Below are 17,016 nucleotides of genomic sequence, written 5' to 3' on the forward strand. Positions count from 1 at the left end.
GCTCAGTCGCGGTGCGGGCGGGGTTCGGGGGCGGGTTCGGGTAAAGGGAGTCGATAGAGGCGGCGGGCATTGTCGCCGGCCGCCCACGCCGCGATCCGCAGCGCGTCCGGCAGGCTCAGCTCGTCGGCGTCCACCCGGTCCTGGAGCAGCTCGCCCAGACCGCGGCGGAACGCCAGTGCGCCGAGCCGGTAGAACTCCGCCAGACCATAGGCGTCCGAGCTGTACAGCAGTTTGCGGAACGGAGTGATCTCCAGCACCTCCGCCAGGATCGCCCGGGACCGCGCGGGACCGACATGGTGCAGGGTGAGGCCCACGTCCAGGTACACCTGCTCGAACACCGCCGCCAGAAACGCGGCCTGGCGCTGGTACGGCCAGCAGTGCAGGAACAGGACGGGGATCGTGCCCTTGGTGAGATGCAGCCAGTCGGTCAGGTGGGTGGGGTCGGCCCGGTGCAGGCGGATGTCGCTGTCGCCGAACCCCGTGTGCAGCTGGAGGGGGAGGCCGAGGTCGACGGCGGTCCAGAGGAGATGCCGTACGAGGACCGGGTCGGCAAGGCGGCCGCCGCCCGTCAGCAGGCGCCGGGCCGCCTCGGTGACCTCCGCGTCCGAAGGGCGCGCCGGGTCCAGGTCGAAGCCGGTGCGGTAGGCGGCCACCGACTTCACGGCCACCACGTACGGACGCCGTACGGCCTCCTCGGCGGCCGTGCGGACCGCGGTGGCGTACGCGTCCGGCTCGACTCCCTCGGCCGCCACCGCCTCGGCGACCGCTTCCAGCCGTACGACTTCGTACGCGGCCGCGTCGACGGTCGCCGCCAGCTCCCGGGGCGTGGTGAGGGGCTGCGGTGTGTACCCGGTGTCGACGCAGAACACCTCCGTTCCGGCGGCGGCCAGGAACCGCCGGTTCACCTCGTCCCGGCCCAGCTCCGCGCGCCGGGCCAGATACGCGTCGGCGGGGGCGTGGCGCGGCAGATCCAGCAGGGGTGCGCAGTGGCGGCGTACGGCGACGCCGACCGGGGTGTCGAAGGGCGAGATGCCGGGCCAGGGCTCGCCCTCGGTGAGCAGGGACTCGAAGCCGTTCCTGGCCAGATCAGTGGTGACGACTCCGTGGCAGTGGTGGTCCACCAGCGGCAGTGCCGCGAGCGCCTCATGGACCGGGCCGGTGGTGCTCACGTCAGTACTTCCAGCGGTACGCCGCTGCCACCTGGTCGTCGTCCAGCCCGGCCACGGCCGCGAGTTCTCCCTGCCGTACGGCGATGACGGCGTCGGCGAGGACCGGGCCCAGCGCGGCACGCAGCGGCTCGTTCGTACGGAACTCCTCGACGGCCTCGCCCAGGGAGGCCGGCAGCCTGCGGACACCTCGGGCGGCGGCTTCCTCCGCACCCAGGTGGGCCGGGTCGCCGGTGATCTCCTCCGGGAGCCGTGCGCCCGACGTCAGTCCGTCCAGCCCGGCGGCGATCAGGCAGCCGAGGGCGAGGTACGGGTTGGCGGCCAGGTCCACCGGCTTGACCTCCAGGTTGGCCGCCTGGTCGCGGTGGCCCGCCGTGCCGGTGACGACGCGCAGCCCCGCCTCCCGCGTCTCCCGGCCCCATGCGGTGAACACCCCGGCCCACTGCGAGGGCTTGAGCCTCAGATGGCTCGCCGGGCTCGGCGCGGTCACCGCAGTGAGGGCGGGGAGGTGGGCGAGCACGCCGGCCGCGAAGGACTCGGCCTCGGGCCGCATGCCGTGCCGCCGGTCGCCGCCCGCGTGCAGGTTGACGCCGTCGCGCCAGGCGGAGAGGTGGATGTGGCCGCCGTTGCCGACGCCCTGCCCGAGGACCGCCGGGGCGAAGGACACCGCGAGGCCGTGGCGCCGCGCCACTGCCCGGATCGTCTGCCGGACCAGCACGCTGCGGTCGGCCGCCGCCACCGGGTCGAGCGCGCTCACCGAGAGCTCGAACTGCCCGGCCGCGTACTCGGGATGGAGCTGGTCGACCTCCACGCCCTGCCGTGCGAGCGCGGCCAGCAGATCGGCGGCGCAGTCGCTCAACTCGACCTGGCGGGTGGCGCCGTACGCCGGACCCGTGACCGCGGGCACGAACTCGCCGTCGACGCCGGGAGGTTGGGCGAGGGCCCACTCGATCTCGATGCTCGCCCTGAAGGTGATGCCGTGGCGCTCCGCGGCTTCCCGGACCGTCCGCCGCAGGAAGGTGCGGCTGCAAGCGGGATGCCGCTCGCCCTCCTGGGTGATCCGGTCGACCGGCGCCCACGCCCAGCCGGGCTGTCCGGACAGCTCCACCAGCAGATCGAGGTCGGGGTAAAGGCGCAGATCGCCGTCCGGGGAGCCGAGGACGTCGGTGGTGACGATGGAGTCGTTCGCGAGGAACGTGTCGAACACCGGTGACATCCCCACGCCCCAGGCCACCGCCGAGGCCAGCTTCGCCGTGGGGATCGTCTTCACCCGGGCGATGCCCGCCGTGTCGACGTAGGCCAGGACGATCCCGTGCACGCCCCGCCCGGACAGCTCGCCGCTCAGCGCGCCGGCCCGCTCGACGTCCCCGGGACGCCCTCCCGGGACGGGATCGGCAAGGGTGGTCATACGGTCTCCCGGTCTCCTCGACGAGCTCGGCCTGCGGGCCGGGTCGTTCCGGTTCGTGCGGTCCCTGCTGGGCGTCAGGGTTTCACGGCCACCGCGCCGTACTGCGGCACCGCAACGGGAGAGTCGGGGGCGCGCCACTGCGAGCAGGACACCATGCCCGGCTCCAGCAGCTCAAGCCCCTCGAAGAACGCGGCGATGTCCGCGCCGCTGCGGGCGGTGATCGGCGGTGTGGCGTTCTCGTTCCAGAACTTCATCGCCGGGATCTGGCCCTCGCCGCCGAGCTCGGAGTCGAAGGTCGGGTGCGTCAGGACCAGATGGCTGCCGGAGGGTACGGCCGCCAGGACGCGCCGTACGATCTCGCGGGCCTTGTCGTAGTCGAGGACGAAGTTGAGGATGCCCAGCATCATCACGGCGACGGGCTTCGTGAAGTCCAGGGTCTGCGCGGCGCGTTCGACGATCGCGTCCGGGTCGTGCACGTCGGCGTCGATGTAGGCGGTGACGCCCTCGCGGGTGCCGGTCAGCAGGGTGCGGGCGTGCACGAGGACGATCGGGTCGTTGTCGACGTACACGATCCGCGAGTCGGGGGCGACGCGCTGGGCGATCTCGTGTGTGTTGTCCGCCGTCGGCAGCCCGGTGCCGATGTCGAGGAACTGCCGCACGCCGCGCTCCTCGGCCACGAACCGCACGGCCCGGCCGAGGAAGTCGCGGTCCGCGCGGGCGATGTCGCGGATGATCGGGAACATCCCGGCGACCTGCTCGCCGACCTGCTGGTCGACCTCGTAGTTGTCCTTGCCGCCGATCCAGTAGTTCCACACGCGCGCGTTGTGCGCCACACCGGTGTTCAGCTTCGCCGACCCGCCCGACGGGGTGTGGCCATCACTCACGACTCGTCCTCTCCTCGCACGAACGACCGATACCGGCCATCGCCGCCATTGTGCCGCCCGTTGATCACGTTGTCCCGGGAATCGGCAGAGCCGGCAGGGCGGTTGGCGTGGGGCGTGGGGCGTGCGGCTGTCGGCTGTCGACGTGCGGGAGGGAGCCGTCGGCCGTGCTACTCGATCTCGCCGGGGCTCGCGGCCGGCGACTTCCCGGCCAGGACGTCCTTGAGGCGCTGGGTCCCGAGCTGCACCGCCTGCTCCACGGAGTCGTGCTCGTCCCCGTCGAGGCCGCCCGCCGTGACGGTGATCGCGTTGTTCCCGACGCGTACGGCGGCGACGTCGAGGGTCAGCGTGGCGTCCTCGCCCCCGCTCTCGCCCTTCACCGTCACCCGCAGGCCCTCACGGGCGTCGCCCACGTCGGGCAGTGAGGTGTCGATGACCTGGACGGTGCGCTGCTCGCCGTTCTCGGTCATCGTGAACTGGTCGCACTCGTCCGGCAGTTTCGCCATCCAGTTCAAGGCGCCCTGCGGGTCGGTCCGGTCGTAGGCGGCGACTTGGTACAGCAGACGGGAGTCGCCCTGCGTGAAGCCGCGCAGCGCGTTCGCTCCGGACGGCTTGCCCAGCAGGTCGTCGTCGAAGAGGGAGTCCATCAGCCGCCGGCAGTCGGCGGCGTCGGCCTTGGCGGTGAGGAAGTCCGAGACGTCGACCGTGCCGATGAGCAGGCTGTCGTGCCAGTTCTCCGCCTCCGTGTCCTTGACCTGCGTCCAGCCGTCCTCGATGTCCGCCGCGGTGATCAGCGCGGTCTGCGCACCCGACTCGGTGAGGGTGGAAGCGGGCGAAGTGGTGGGGGACAAGGTCGGCTGCTTCCTGGCCGCGGGTGACGCGGTGACGCCCGAGGAACGCGAACCGTCGCTGTCGCCGCCGGACGAGCAGGCGGCGGTGGCCACCAGCGTGCCCGCCGCCAGAGCCGAGGAGAGAACGCGGACGAGCCGGGTCGGACGACGGGTCATCGGGCTGCCTCCAGAGAACGTGACGAGTGCCCTCAGCGCACCACCGGACGCGAGGGCCCACCACCGGCACCGGCCCGTTCGAGTGAGCGCCGCCGACAGGGCCCGCGCCTCACCCGCCCGGCTGCCCGTACCCGTGCTGCCAGGCCCAGGCGGCGATCTCGACGCGGTTCCGGGCGGACAGTTTCAGCTGGACGCTGGACAGGTGTGTCTTGACCGTGGACAGGGAGACGTACAGCTCGGCGGCGATCTCGGCGTTCGTACGGCCGAGGGCGACCAGGCGCACGACGTCGAGTTCACGGTCGGTGAGGGGCTCCGCGGGAGGGGCCGTCGGCCGCACCGGAGCGGCCGCGACGACCTGCGGGGCGGTGACGTGCTTGAGGAGGCGGACCGTGACCGACGGGGAGACCAGTGAGTCACCGGCCGCGGCGGCGCGCACCGCCTCCGCGAGAAGGGCGGGCCCCGAGTCCTTCAGCAGGAACCCGCAGGCGCCGCCGCGCAGGGCCCCGTACACGTACTCGTCGAGGTCGAAGGTGGTCACCACGACCACCCGCATCGGGTCGGTCACCTCGGGCCCCGCCAGCAGCCGGGTCGCCTCCAGGCCGTCCAGTTTCGGCATCCGGATGTCCAGCAGGCACACGTCCGGCCGCTCCCGCCGGGCCAGTGCCACCGCTTCCTCGCCGTCGGCGGCCTCGGCGACCACGGTGATGTCGGGCTGGGCGTCGAGGAAGAAGCGGAAGCCGGTGCGGACCATCTCCTGGTCGTCGGCGATCAGGACGCGGATGGGTGCGCCGGGCGGGGTCGGGACGGTCATGGCTCGATCATGCCTCACGGGGTTCACGGAGGGGCCCGCCCTCGGCTGCGGGCGGGCCCCTCGGAGGTCGGTCGACGGTCAGGCAGCCAGGCCGCGACCGGGCCGCCGCCGGTGGTCAGTCGGTGTCAGCCGGTGGTCGGCCGGTGGTCAGTCGGCGGTCTGCGCCGGGTCCGCGGTGACCTTGCGCAGCAGCGGTCGGCTGCCGGAGATCGCGGCGAACACGGCGACGGCGCCGATGACGGCACAGACGACGAGTTCGATCGCCCCGGAGGTGTTGATCGTGGCGCCGGCCGCCTTGTTGAGCTGGTAGGAGCCGTAGGCCCCCATGGCGGTGGTGCCGCCGGCCAGGACGGCCAGCGGGATGACGGTTTCCCGTACCCGCGCCCGGTCCAGCACCTTCATCGGGGTGCCCGCCAGCCGTAGCAGGCCGTAGACGCGGCGCCGGTCCAGGACGTTCGCGGCGGCGGTCAGACCGGCGGAGGACGCGGCGACGAGGAAGCTCAGCGCCAGGGTGCCGAGGGCGACGGCGTCCAGGCGGTCGAAGGTGGCCTTGTCCGACCCGCCGGCGTAGTCCTGGCCGTAGGGGAGCCGGCCCGCGCCGAGGGGCGTGAGGGCGGTGACGGCCGTGTCCAGCTGCTCCTGGCCGCCCTCGACGCGGGCGATGACGCCGGGGCTGCCGCTGAGGAGGCTGTCGTAGGCGTCGGCGCGTCCGGTGGTGACGGTCGCGGTCACGCCCGCCCGGCGCAGGAGCGTGCGCGCCTCGGTGGCCGCGTGCCGGGCCTCGGAGGCGTTGGCCGTGCTCACGGCGACCTGGCCCCGGTACTGGGAGGTGTCGGCGCCGAGCAGGCTGACGGAGAAGAACCCGGCGGCGAACCCGGCCAGCACCAGCCCGCTGACGGTGCGCCAGGCGCCGCGCGGGTCGTCGCTGAGCCGGCGGCCGGCCAGCAGGGTCGCCGGCCGCCTGGCGAAGCGGCTCACCAGGCGGCCTAGCCGGTCCACCACCCAGGGGCCGAACAGCCAGAACGCGCCGTAGAACAGCAGGAGCAGGGCCACGGCCTGCTTCGCCTTCAGGCCCCCGCCGCTGAACAGGAAGATGACGGCCAGGGTCGCCGCGAAGAAGGCGAGGCGGATCATGCGGGTGCGCCGGGGGTCGGCCTGCTGGGCGACGCCGAGGGGCGAGTTCGCCACCTGGCGCAGCATCGAGACCGCGCTGACGGTGATGAGAGCGGTGACCGCGCCGACGACGGCCGCCAGCCAGGGCAGTCCGACCCACAGCGTGTCGACGTACCAGGTGCCCACGCCGAACGGCACCTGTGCGAGCGCGGGCAGCAGCACCACGTAGGCGAGGGCACCCGTCAGGGCCCCGGCGGCGCCGAGTGCCGTGGCCTCCAGGGCGGTCATGGCGATGATCTGCCGCGGGGTCGCCCCGGCCAGCCGCAGGGCGGCGAGCCGCTGCTCGCGCCGGGCCGCGCCGAGGCGTCCGGCGGCCGCCGACAGCACGACCACCGGCATCGCGAGCAGGACGACGCCCAGGACGGCGATGCCCTGGTCGCCGGAGGTGAACATGCTCGGCGTGTCGCTGGTGAACCCGGAGATCTCCGCGCGCTCCGTCTGCGCGATGTCGAACCAGGAGGAGGTGTCCCCGGCGGCCTTCGAGACGGCCGGGTCGGTCGGTGTGCGGCCGACGACGGCGACGAGTTCGTCCGGGGCGGCGAGACCGGCGGCACCGATCGTGCCGTAGGAACCCACCTTCGGGAGACGGTCGGCGAGTTGGCTCGCGGGCAGCTTGTGCAGCAGTTCGGCCAGCGCGGGGGAGACGTAGACCTCGCCCTGCTTCGGGAAGGAACGCAGGCCGGGCGGCGCGGGCGTCCGCTCGCGGTCGGGCAGCTGGACCAGCGAGACGACGGTGACCGGCTCGTGGCGGACGTAGGTCGTGGCGAGGGCCTGGACGGCGGTGGCCCGTTGCGCCGGTACGGCGTCGGGGGTGCGCCACTTGGTGTGGTCGGCGCGGGTGCCGGCGCCGAAGGTGGCGGCGATGATCACCAGCATGACGAACGCGCCGACGGCCGCGGCCCCGGCCGCCAGGAGGTGGCTCTGCAGGCCGCGGCGGCCGGAGGACCTGGTGAGGTGCCAGGTCAGGGGCAGGACGGGGGAGGACGAGGACATAGGGCGGGCTCCGGGGGGCTTCGGACGGGGGCGGGACGGAGTCAGGCGACCGTGAACTGGCTGTAGTTGCTGATCCGGCCGTCCCGGACCTGGAGGACGCGGTCGCAGTGGGCGGCGACGTCGGCGTCATGCGTGACCGTCACCAGGGCCGCGCCCGTGTCCCGGGTCGCGAAGGTCAGGAGCTGGATCACCTCCGTGCCGGTGCGCTGGTCCAGGGCGCCGGTGGGCTCGTCGGCGAAGACCACGTCCGGTTCGACGGCCAGGGCGCGGGCGATGGCGACGCGCTGCGCCTGGCCGCCGGAGAGTTGTCCGGGGCGGCGCCGCTCCAGTCCGTCCAGGCCCAGCGGCGCGAACCAGCGGCGGGCCCGGGCGACGGCCTCCTTGCGGGGCATGCCCTCCAGCATCAGCGGCAGCGCGACGTTCTCCTCGGCCGGCAACTCCGGCAGCAACTGGCCGAACTGGAACACGAACCCGAACCGCTTGCGGCGCAACGCGCTCAGCCGGTTCTCACCCAGGTCGTCCAGGCGCTCGCCGCGCAGCAGCACCTGGCCTCCGTCCGGCCGGATGATCCCGGCGAGGGTGTGCAGCAGGGTCGACTTGCCGGACCCCGACGGGCCCATGATCGCCAGCGAGTCGCGCTCGCGGACCTCCACGTCGACGCCTGCCAGGGCGGTGGTGGAGCCGTACTTCTTCACAAGGCCGTACCCGGCCAGAACGGTGCTCATGGTGTGTCGTGGCCCTTCTCAGCGCTCGAACTTCCAGGTGACGCTCTTCGCGTCGGCCTTGGTCACACGGACGGGGATGCGGACGACCTCGCCGTCGCCCTTCTCGCCGGTGCAGGTGATGCTCGCGCCGGCCACGGCCTTGAGCCCGGTCGGGCAGGTGATGCCGGAGACCTTGTCGCCGACCCAGGGCAGCGGGTGGATCTTGCTCTCGGTGCGGCCCGCGACCACGTTCGCCGCGAGCGCCCGGTGGCCGTCCACCGACACCGTGCTGTACTCGTCCAGGCTGCTGGTCGACTCGGTGCCGGAGAGCAGACAGGTGCCGAGGCCGCCCAGCGTGACCACAGCGGTCACACCGCCGACGACGCCGACGAGGAACTTGCTGCGCTGCATCGCGTACTCCTGATGTCCGTGGTGAGGATGCGGCTCCACCCTGGCCCGCGCGGACGGGCGCGCGCCTCGGTCATAAGGTCGGCGTCGGCGCCGCGCCCCTCGGCCGATCGGCCGATCCCGCCGTGCCCGGCCTCGCCTACCGTGATCGGCATGAAGTCCGTATCCCCCCGCGGCTGCGCCCGGGGCTTCGCCGTGGGCGTCCTGCTGGCCGCCTGTGTCGTCGACGTCCTCTTCTCCGGTTCCGACGGGACGAGCGTCCTGCCGACGGCGAGCCCGGTCTGGCCGACCCTGGGTGTCCTGCTGGTGGGCCTGGCCGCAGTGCTGTGGCCGGAGGGGCGGCGGCCGGACTGGCTCACGCCCCAGGTACGCACCGCCGTGCCCGCCCTCGTCTCCGCCCTGTACTCGGTGGGGTCGCTGGTGACCCTGAGGGCGAACGTCTTCGGTCCCGGTGAGGTCGTGATCCTGCTGTGCCTGTTGTTCATCGCGGTACGGCAGTGCCCGCCGCGTGCGGCCTGGTGGTGCGGCGCCCTCGACGCGGGCGCGTTGTTGGTGTTGCCGGTTCGGTTGCTCGGGCCGTTGGACCCCGGCGTGCTGGGCTTCGTGGTGGCCGGCCTGGTGCTGATCGGCCTCTTCGCCGGGCTCGCCGTGTACCTGCGCACGATGGACTACCGGCGGACCCTCGCCGTCAGCGAGACCCGGCGCTCCGAACGCGTCGCCATCGCCGCCGATCTGCACGACTTCGTCGCCCACCATGTCACCGGGATCCTCGTGCAGACGCAGATGGCCCGCATGATGGCGCAGCCCCGGCCGCAGGACCTCGACCCCGTCCTGGCCGGCATCGAAAGGGCCGCCACCGAGGCCCTCGCCTCGATGCGCCGAACGGTCGGCGTGCTGCGCGACACCGGGGAGCAGGCCGACCGCCGTCCGGTCGGCGACCTGGCGGGCATCGCCGACCTGACGGACGGCTTCGCGAGCCCGGTCCAGCAGGTCACCCTGCGCCGCGACCCCGACGTGTCGGACGGCCTCCCCCATGAGGTGCAGGCCGCGGCCTTCCGGGTCGTCCAGGAGGCCCTGACCAACATTCGCCGGCACGCGGCCGATGCCGCGCACGTGGAGGTCCGGCTGCGGGACGACTCCGGACACCTGGAGGTGTCGGTCGCGGACGACGGCCGGGGCGGCTCGCAGCTTCCGGCCGCCGCCCACGGGGGAGGCTTCGGCCTGGTCGGTCTGAAGGAGCGGGTGACCGCGCTGGGCGGCGAACTGCACGCCGGGCCGCGGGGCGGAGTGGGGTGGGAGGTACGGGCGGTGTTTCCGGCGGAGAAGCGCTGAGCAGCGGCAGCGGCGGCGAAGCGCTGAGCCTCGGCAGCGGTGGCGTCCAGAGGGGCCCCGGCCTGCCACGCTGGCGCGGTGGCCGGCCCCGGCTGTTCAATGAGGCTGCACACCGCGGCCTCAGTGGCCCACGAGAACCGGGGGAGGAGCCGTCCGTGTCCCCCACCGACGCACCACCCGTCGGAGCGCGCATCCGGCAGGCACGCCTCGCGCGCGGGATGAGCCTGCGCGCTCTGGCCCGCGAGGTAGGGGTGTCGGCGAGCCTGGTCTCACAGATCGAGACCGGCAAGACCCAGCCCTCCGTGAGCACGCTGTACGCGATCACCACGGCCCTCGCGATCTCCGTCGAGTCGCTCTTCGACGCGGGCGAGTCCGCGGCCGTGTCCCCGGTGGCCACGCCATCCGGCCCGGAGCCCGGCACCGCCCCCGGTACCGCCCTGCACGCCCTGGCCGCCTTCGCCGCCGACCCCGGGCGCCGCATCGGCCCGCTGGTCACGCCGGACGAGCGGGAGGTGCTGGAGCTGGACTCGGGGGTGGTGTGGGAGCGTCTCGGCCACGTTCCCGGCACGGACGTCGACTTCCTCCAGGTGACCTACCGGCCCGGCGGCGCCTCCTCCAGCTCCGGCGGCCTCATGCGGCACACGGGCACCGAGTACGGCTGCCTGACCGCGGGCGAGCTGGTCCTCACCCTCGGTTTCGAGGAGTACACCCTGCGCCCCGGCGACGCCGTCTGCTTCGAGTCGACGACCCCGCACCGCTACCGCAATGATGGTGACGTACCGGCCGTGGGCGTCTGGTTCGTGTTCAGTGACACTTGACACTCGCGGCGCACGGTCGTTCACTCCGAAGTGGGGGTGGTCGCCATGGCGATCCGCACATTCGGACCCAATGCCGTCGACTGGGAAGAGCGCGTCGACCTGGACCGGCTGCGCAGGCAGCGGCTGGCCCGCCTCAACGAGACCCTGAACCGCTCCGAGCTGGGCGCGGTGCTCAGCTTCGACTTCGCCAACATCCGCTACATGACCGCCACGCACATCGGCACCTGGGCGATGGACAAGCTGATCCGCTTCGCCCTGCTGGTGCGCGGCGGCGAACCGGTCGTCTGGGACTTCGGCTCCGCCGCCCGGCACCACCAGCTCTACAACCCGTGGCTCGACTACAGCGACGGCAAGGAGGGCCCGCCCACCGGCGCCCGCGCCGGCATCTCCACCCTGCGCGGAGCCTTTCACCCGGAGGCGGGCATAGCCGAGGACGTGGCCGCCAAGATCGCCGCCGAACTGCGCGCACACGGCCTGGCCGGCGAACCGCTCGGCATCGACGTCGCCGAGATGCCGATCCTCACCGCGCTGCGCGCCGAGGGCATCGAGGTCGTCGACGGACAACAGGTCTTCCTGGAGGCGCGCCGCATCAAGACGCCGGACGAGATCTCCCTGCTCACCCAGGCCTGCGCGATGGTGGACGCCGCCTACGAGGAGCTGTACGGCCATCTGCGGCCCGGCGTGCGCGAGAACGAGTGCGTCGGGTTGGTCAGCAAGGTGCTGTACGACCTCGGCAGCGAGTACGTCGAGGGCGTCAACGCGATCTCCGGCGAGCGCTGTTCACCCCACCCGCACGTCTACAGCGACCGTCTGATCCGCCCCGGCGACCCCGCCTTCTTCGACATCCTGCACAGCCACCTCGGCTACCGCACCTGCTACTACCGCACCTTCGCCGTCGGCAGCGCCTCCAGCGCCCAGCGCGACGCCTACGTCCGCTGCCGCGAGTACATGGACCAGGCCATTGCCCTGGTCCGCCCCGGCGCCACCACCGCCGACATCGTCCAGGTCTGGCCGCGCGCCGAGGAGTTCGGCTTCGCCGACGAGACCGCCGCCTTCGCCCTCCAGTACGGCCACGGCGTCGGCCTGTCCATCTGGGAGAAGCCGATCTTCAGCCGCCTGGTCTCCCTCGACCACCCCGAGGTCCTGGAGGAGGGCATGGTGTTCGCCCTGGAGACCTACTGGCCCGCCACCGACGGCTGGTCCGCCGCCCGGATCGAGGAGGAACTGGTCGTCACCGCCGACGGCTGCGAGGTCATCACCAAGTTCCCGGCGGAGGAACTGCTGGTCGCGGGTCGCAAGTACTGGACGGTGGGCGGCGAGCTGAACACCCGGCGCGAATCGCAGTCCCACCTCAACACCGCCCGTCTCGACACGGCCCACCTCAACACCTCCCACAACACCTCTCGTGGTGACGGGACGCGCTGATGGACCCGGCCGAACTCCTCGCCGCCTACGAGCAGATGACCATCATCCGCCGTACGGAGAAGGCCGCCCACGACCTGTTCCTGCAGGGCCTCGTCAAGGGCACCACCCACCTCGCCGCCGGGCACGAGGCCATCGCCGTCGGCGCGAGCGCCGCCCTGCGACCCGGCGACTACGTCTTCGCCACCTACCGCGGCCACCATCACGCGATGGCCCGGGGCGCCACCCCGGAGGAATGCCTCGCCGAACTCATGAGCAGGGCAACGGGGTTGTGCCGGGCCAAGGGCGGCTCCATGCACCTGACCAAGGCGTCCACCGGCATGCTCGGCTCCTACGCCATCGTCGGCGCCCACCTCCCGATGGCGGCCGGCGCCGCCTGGTCGGCCAAGCTGCGCGGCACCGAGCAGATCGCGGTCGCCTTCTTCGGCGACGGCGCCACCAACATCGGCGCCTTCCACGAGGCGCTCAACCTGGCCGCCGTATGGAAGCTGCCGGTGCTGTTCGTCTGCGAGAACAACCTGTACATGGAGTACACCCCGATCGCCGACGTCACGGCCGTGCCCCGGCCCGCGGCCGACCGGGCGCCCGCGTACGGCATCCCGGGTGAGGTGGTGGACGGCAACGACGTCGTCGCCGTGCAGGAGGCGGTGGCCCGGCTCGCGGGGCGGGCCCGGGCAGGAGACGGGCCCGCACTGCTGGAGGCGCAGACCTACCGCCACTTCGGGCACAGCCGCGCGGATCCGGCCGCCTACCGCCCGGCCGAGGAGGTCGAACGCTGGCTGAAGCACGACCCGTTGGACCTGGCGCGGGGCCGGCTCGCCGAGCTGGGCGTGCCCGAGGCGGTGGTCACCGAGGCGGCCGAGCGGGCGACGTCCCTCGTCCACAAGGCCGTTGAGGCGGCGAAGGCGGGGCCCGAGCCCGATCCGCGCGAGGCGATGACCGACGTATGGGCGGACGGGGGTGCGGCGTGGCGGACGTGATCAGCTACCGGGAGGCGGTCGCCGAGGGCATCGCGCGGGAGATGCGGCGCGATCCGGCTGTCGTATGCCTGGGCGAGGACATCGGTGCGGCCGGCGGGGTGTTCAAGACGACCGTCGGGCTGCGGGCCGAGTTCGGGCCCGGGCGGGTGTGGGACACGCCGATCTCCGAACAGGCCATCGTGGGGGCCGCCATGGGCGCGGCGATGACCGGGATGCGGCCGGTCGCCGAGATCATGTTCTCCGACTTTTTGGCCTGCTGTTGGGACTACCTCGCCAACGAGATACCCAAGGTGCGTTACATGACGGGCGGTCAGGTCACCGTGCCCCTCGTCGTTCGCACCGCCAACGGCGGCGGGCTCGGCTTCGGCGCCCAGCACTCCCAGGCCACCGAGAACTGGGCGTTCACCGTGCCCGGCCTGAAGATCGCCGCACCCGCGACCCCCGCCGACGTGATCGGCATGATGGCGGCGGCGATCCGCAGCGACGACCCCGTCGTCTTCTTCGAGCACAAGGGCCTGCTCGCCACCAAAGGGGAGCCCCCGCCGCCGGACCACGTCGTCGAGCTGGGCCATGCCGCCGTCGTCCGCGAGGGCGCCGACGTCACCCTCGTCGCCCTCGCCTCGATGGTGCCGGTCGCGCTGAAGGCCGCCGATGTCCTGGCGGGTGAGGGCATCGGGGCCGAGGTCGTCGACCTGCGCTGTCTGGTGCCGCTGGACATGAGCACCGTGCTCGCCTCGCTCGGCAGGACCTCGCGGCTCGTCACCGTCGAGGAGAACCCGTACCAGGGCGGCTGGGGCGCGACGCTCGTCTCGGTGGTCGCGGACGAGGGGTTCGCGCTGCTGGACGCACCGGTCAGGCGGGTGGCGGGGGAGTGCGTCCCGCTGCCGTTCGCCGACGTCCTCGAAGAGGAGGTCATCCCCACCGTCGACAAGGTCGTGGCGGCCGTACGCGGCCTCGCCGCCTACTGACACCCCATGGGAGGAAGAACGATGCCCCATCGGATACTCCTGCGCGCAGGACACGTGCTGTCGATGGACCCCGACATCGGGGACCTCCCGCAAGGAGACGTCCTGATCGAGGACGGGAAGATCACGGCGGTGCGGCCGGAGATCAGCGCCGACGCGGAAGTGCTCGACATGACCGGCCGGATCGTGATCCCCGGCTTCGTGGACACCCACCGCCACACCTGGGAGGCGCCGATCCGCAACGTCGCCCCCGACGCCACCCTTGACGACTACTTCGTCGACGTCCTCGACACCTTCGCACCGCTCTACACTCCCGAGGACGTGTACGCGGGCAACCTCGCGGGATCCCTGGAGTGCCTGAACGCCGGCATCACGACCCTCGTCGACTGGTCGCACATCAACAACACGCCCGCCCACCCGGACGCCGCGATCCAGGGGCTCACGGAGTCCGGCATCCGCGCCCAGTACGCGTACGGCAGCGCCAACACCTCGCTCGCCGACTACTGGTTCGAGAGCAAGATCACGATCCCGGGCGACGACGTACGGCGGATCCGCAGCACCTACTTCTCCTCCGACGACGGCCTGCTGACCATGGGCCTGGCCACCCGCGGCCCCGGTTTCTGCACCGACGACGTCGTCACCGCCGAGTGGGCCCTCGCCCGCGACCTGGGCATCCCGATCACCGTGCACGTGGCGATGGGCCGCCTGGCGGGCCGCTTCGGCATGGTCAAACAGCTCCACGGCCTGGGACTCCTGGGCTCCGACACGACCTACGTCCACTGCTGCTACTTCAGCGATGAGGAGTGGCAGATGGTGGCCGACAGCGGCGGTACGGTCTCGATCGCCCCGCAGGTCGAGCTGCAGATGGGGCACGGCTGGCCACCCGTGATGAAGGCCATCGAGTACGGGCTGCGGCCCTCGCTCAGCATCGACGTCGTCACCACCGTGCCCGGCGACATGTTCACCCAGATCCGCGCGGCCTTCGGCGCCGAGCGCGCCCGCGTGAACGCCGACTGCTGGAAGGCCAACCTGCCGGTCCCCGAAACGATGTTGACGGCACGTCAGATGCTGGAGATCGCGACGCGCAACGGTGCCCATGTCGCGGGCGTCGGGGACCGCACCGGCTCCCTGACCCCCGGCAAGCGCGCCGACGTCGTCGCGATCGACGCCACCGCGCTGAACGTCGCCCCCGTGCACGACGCGGCAGCCGCCGTGACCCTGTCGGCGGACGTCTCCAACGTCGACACCGTCATCGTCGACGGCGTGATCCGCAAGCGCGACGGCAGGCTGCTGGCCGACCCCGACCGGGCCCGGCGCCTGGTGCAGGAGTCCCGCGACCGGCTCCTGGCCGCGAAGGAGGCGAGGAGCGCGGCATGACCCGACACCTGGTGCGCCGCGCCGTCGACGTCCCGGAGCCGCCGTACGACGAACTCGGTTACCGGCGGCGGACGTTGGTCGGCGAGGACGACGGCAGTGCGCACACCGGCTTCGGCCTGTGCGGGATACGGCCCGACGGCCGGGTCGCGGCCCATGTGCACTCGTACGAGGAGAGCTTCCATGTGCTCTACGGGGCCGTGATCCTCGACGTGCCCGAAGGGTCGTACCTTCTCGAAGAGGGCGACTACGGCCTCCTCCCGACCGGCGTCCCGCACGCCTGGCGCGGCGCCGGGGACATCGCCGGCCGCTGGGCCGACATGCTCGCCCCCGTGCCGCGGGCCCGCTACGGGTACGACACCCAGGCGGTGCCCGCGCTGCCCGAACGCGACCCCGTCCGCATCGACGCCCGCGACCCGCGCACCCGGTCGTTCGGCCACTTCGAGCCCGCGCAGATGGATCCCGGCAAGCAGTCGCAGGACCTGCTCGCGGTGTCGGCGAGCATGCGGACCGCGCTGCTCGTGTACAGCGGGATCACCGTGAAGATGATGGTCGACAGCGACCTCGGCGCGGTCGCCTCGACCATGTTCATGGTGCAGTACGCGCCGGACGGCGTCGCCGGCACGCACGACCATCCCTTCGAGGAGACGTACCTGTTCCTCGAAGGGGAGGCGGACGCGGTGTTCGACGGCGAGCGGTACCGGCTGGGTCCCGGCGACTGCGCCTGGGCGGGCGCCGGCTGCGTGCACGGCTTCGCCAACGCCGGTCGGGGACCGCTGCGTTGGCTGGAGACACAGGCGCCGCAGCCGCCGCCGCGCCACTCCTACCGGTTCACGCGGGACTGGGAGTACCTGAAGGAGGCCCTGGAATCATGAGCAGCGTCCTTGTTGTGGGAGGTACGTCCGGAATCGGCCTGGAGTTCGCCCGGATGAGGGCCGGGCGCGGCGACGAGGTCGTCCTGACCGGCCGCGACGGCCACCGCGCCGACACCCTCGCCAAGGAGTTCGGTGCCCGCGGAATCGGGGTCGACCTCGCGCGGCCGAGGGAGATCGGCGTCGCGCTGGCCGGCGTCGGTCGCCTCGACCACCTCGTGCTCGCGGGCGTCTCCCGCGACGACAACAAGGTCACCGAGTACGACATCGACGCCGCCCTGCAGCTCGTCACCCTGAAACTCGTCGGCTACACCGAGGTCGTGCACACCCTGACGTCCCGGCTGCACGACGACAGCGCGATCGTGCTCTTCGGCGGGCAGGCCAAGGAGCGCCCCTACCCGGGCGCGACGACGGTCGCGACGGTCAACGCCGGCGTGGGCGGACTGGTGAACACCCTCGCCGTCGAACTCGCCCCGATCCGGGTGAACGCCGTCCACCCGGGCGTCGTCGGTGACAGCCCCTACTGGCGGGAAAAGCCGGAGAAGGTACTCGCCGCCCTGCGCACCGAGACCCCCACCGGGCGGCTCGCCACCATGGCCGACGTGGTCGACGCCGTGGACTTCCTGCTGCGCAACGGGTCGGTCAACGCGGTCGAACTGAGCGTGGACGGAGGGTGGTTGCTCGGCTGAGGGAGGGCGCGGG

At 72.5% G+C, this 17,016-nt stretch carries 16 protein-coding genes; 8 read left to right on the top strand and 8 right to left on the bottom strand.

Annotated elements, in window-relative coordinates:
• Positions 1 to 2 precede the first annotated feature (2 nt).
• From ABIE67_RS40785 to ABIE67_RS40820, 8 genes are all read right to left on the bottom strand, one after another.
• Positions 3 to 1,169: an amidohydrolase family protein gene (locus tag ABIE67_RS40785; protein WP_370266600.1), complete on the bottom strand. Its 1,167-nt coding sequence runs from the start codon at positions 1,167 to 1,169 to the stop codon at positions 3 to 5.
• A 1-nt stretch (position 1,170) separates the two neighbouring features.
• A complete protein-coding gene (locus ABIE67_RS40790; protein ID WP_370266601.1) occupies positions 1,171 to 2,574 on the bottom strand; it encodes a glutamine synthetase in 1,404 nt (467 codons plus the stop codon).
• Between the two features lie 74 nt (positions 2,575 to 2,648).
• Positions 2,649 to 3,458, bottom strand: a complete 810-nt coding sequence (locus ABIE67_RS40795; protein WP_370266602.1) for an SAM-dependent methyltransferase — start codon at positions 3,456 to 3,458, stop codon at positions 2,649 to 2,651.
• Positions 3,459 to 3,625: 167 nt separating this feature from the next.
• Positions 3,626 to 4,462 carry a hypothetical protein gene (locus ABIE67_RS40800; RefSeq protein WP_370266603.1) on the bottom strand — a complete coding sequence of 279 codons (837 nt, stop codon included), beginning with the start codon at positions 4,460 to 4,462 and terminating at the stop codon, positions 3,626 to 3,628.
• Positions 4,463 to 4,571: 109 nt separating this feature from the next.
• Entirely contained in the window at positions 4,572 to 5,273 is a 702-nt protein-coding gene (locus ABIE67_RS40805) for a response regulator (protein ID WP_370266604.1), read from the bottom strand.
• Positions 5,274 to 5,420: 147 nt separating this feature from the next.
• On the bottom strand, positions 5,421 to 7,439 hold the full coding sequence (locus ABIE67_RS40810; RefSeq protein ID WP_370266605.1) for an FtsX-like permease family protein: 2,019 nt from the start codon (positions 7,437 to 7,439) through the stop codon (positions 5,421 to 5,423).
• Between the two features lie 41 nt (positions 7,440 to 7,480).
• A complete protein-coding gene (locus ABIE67_RS40815; RefSeq protein WP_370266606.1) occupies positions 7,481 to 8,164 on the bottom strand; it encodes an ABC transporter ATP-binding protein in 684 nt (227 codons plus the stop codon).
• 18 nt (positions 8,165 to 8,182) lie between these two features.
• On the bottom strand, positions 8,183 to 8,554 hold the full coding sequence (locus ABIE67_RS40820) for a DUF4333 domain-containing protein (RefSeq protein ID WP_370266607.1): 372 nt from the start codon (positions 8,552 to 8,554) through the stop codon (positions 8,183 to 8,185).
• A gap of 150 nt (positions 8,555 to 8,704) precedes the next feature.
• On the opposite strand from ABIE67_RS40820, the gene ABIE67_RS40825 reads away from it, so the two are divergent.
• The 8 genes from ABIE67_RS40825 (at position 8,705) to ABIE67_RS40860 (ending at position 17,003) form a co-directional block, all read left to right on the top strand.
• On the top strand, positions 8,705 to 9,883 hold the full coding sequence (locus tag ABIE67_RS40825) for a sensor histidine kinase (RefSeq protein WP_370266608.1): 1,179 nt from the start codon (positions 8,705 to 8,707) through the stop codon (positions 9,881 to 9,883).
• Between the two features lie 155 nt (positions 9,884 to 10,038).
• Complete coding sequence (locus tag ABIE67_RS40830) at positions 10,039 to 10,701, top strand: helix-turn-helix domain-containing protein (RefSeq protein WP_370266609.1); 663 nt, start codon at positions 10,039 to 10,041, stop codon at positions 10,699 to 10,701.
• Positions 10,702 to 10,746: 45 nt separating this feature from the next.
• The gene (locus ABIE67_RS40835) at positions 10,747 to 12,126 is read left to right on the top strand and encodes a M24 family metallopeptidase (protein WP_370266610.1); all 1,380 of its coding nucleotides are present in this window, start codon (positions 10,747 to 10,749) and stop codon (positions 12,124 to 12,126) included.
• Positions 12,126 to 13,103, top strand: a complete 978-nt coding sequence (locus ABIE67_RS40840; protein ID WP_370266611.1) for a thiamine pyrophosphate-dependent dehydrogenase E1 component subunit alpha — start codon at positions 12,126 to 12,128, stop codon at positions 13,101 to 13,103. The genes ABIE67_RS40835 and ABIE67_RS40840 overlap by 1 nt, the downstream gene beginning before the upstream one ends.
• Entirely contained in the window at positions 13,091 to 14,071 is a 981-nt protein-coding gene (locus ABIE67_RS40845) for an alpha-ketoacid dehydrogenase subunit beta (protein WP_370266612.1), read from the top strand. Before ABIE67_RS40840 ends, ABIE67_RS40845 begins: the two co-directional genes overlap by 13 nt.
• Positions 14,072 to 14,092: 21 nt before the next feature.
• Positions 14,093 to 15,445 carry an amidohydrolase family protein gene (locus ABIE67_RS40850; RefSeq protein ID WP_370266613.1) on the top strand — a complete coding sequence of 451 codons (1,353 nt, stop codon included), beginning with the start codon at positions 14,093 to 14,095 and terminating at the stop codon, positions 15,443 to 15,445.
• The gene (locus ABIE67_RS40855) at positions 15,442 to 16,317 is read left to right on the top strand and encodes a cupin domain-containing protein (RefSeq protein WP_370266614.1); all 876 of its coding nucleotides are present in this window, start codon (positions 15,442 to 15,444) and stop codon (positions 16,315 to 16,317) included. Before ABIE67_RS40850 ends, ABIE67_RS40855 begins: the two co-directional genes overlap by 4 nt.
• Positions 16,314 to 17,003, top strand: coding sequence for an SDR family oxidoreductase (locus tag ABIE67_RS40860; protein ID WP_370266615.1), 690 nt, complete (start codon positions 16,314 to 16,316; stop codon positions 17,001 to 17,003). The genes ABIE67_RS40855 and ABIE67_RS40860 overlap by 4 nt, the downstream gene beginning before the upstream one ends.
• The last annotated feature ends 13 nt before the right edge of the window (positions 17,004 to 17,016 follow it).

Source organism: Streptomyces sp. V4I8, from assembly GCF_041261225.1.
Taxonomy (GTDB): domain Bacteria; phylum Actinomycetota; class Actinomycetes; order Streptomycetales; family Streptomycetaceae; genus Streptomyces.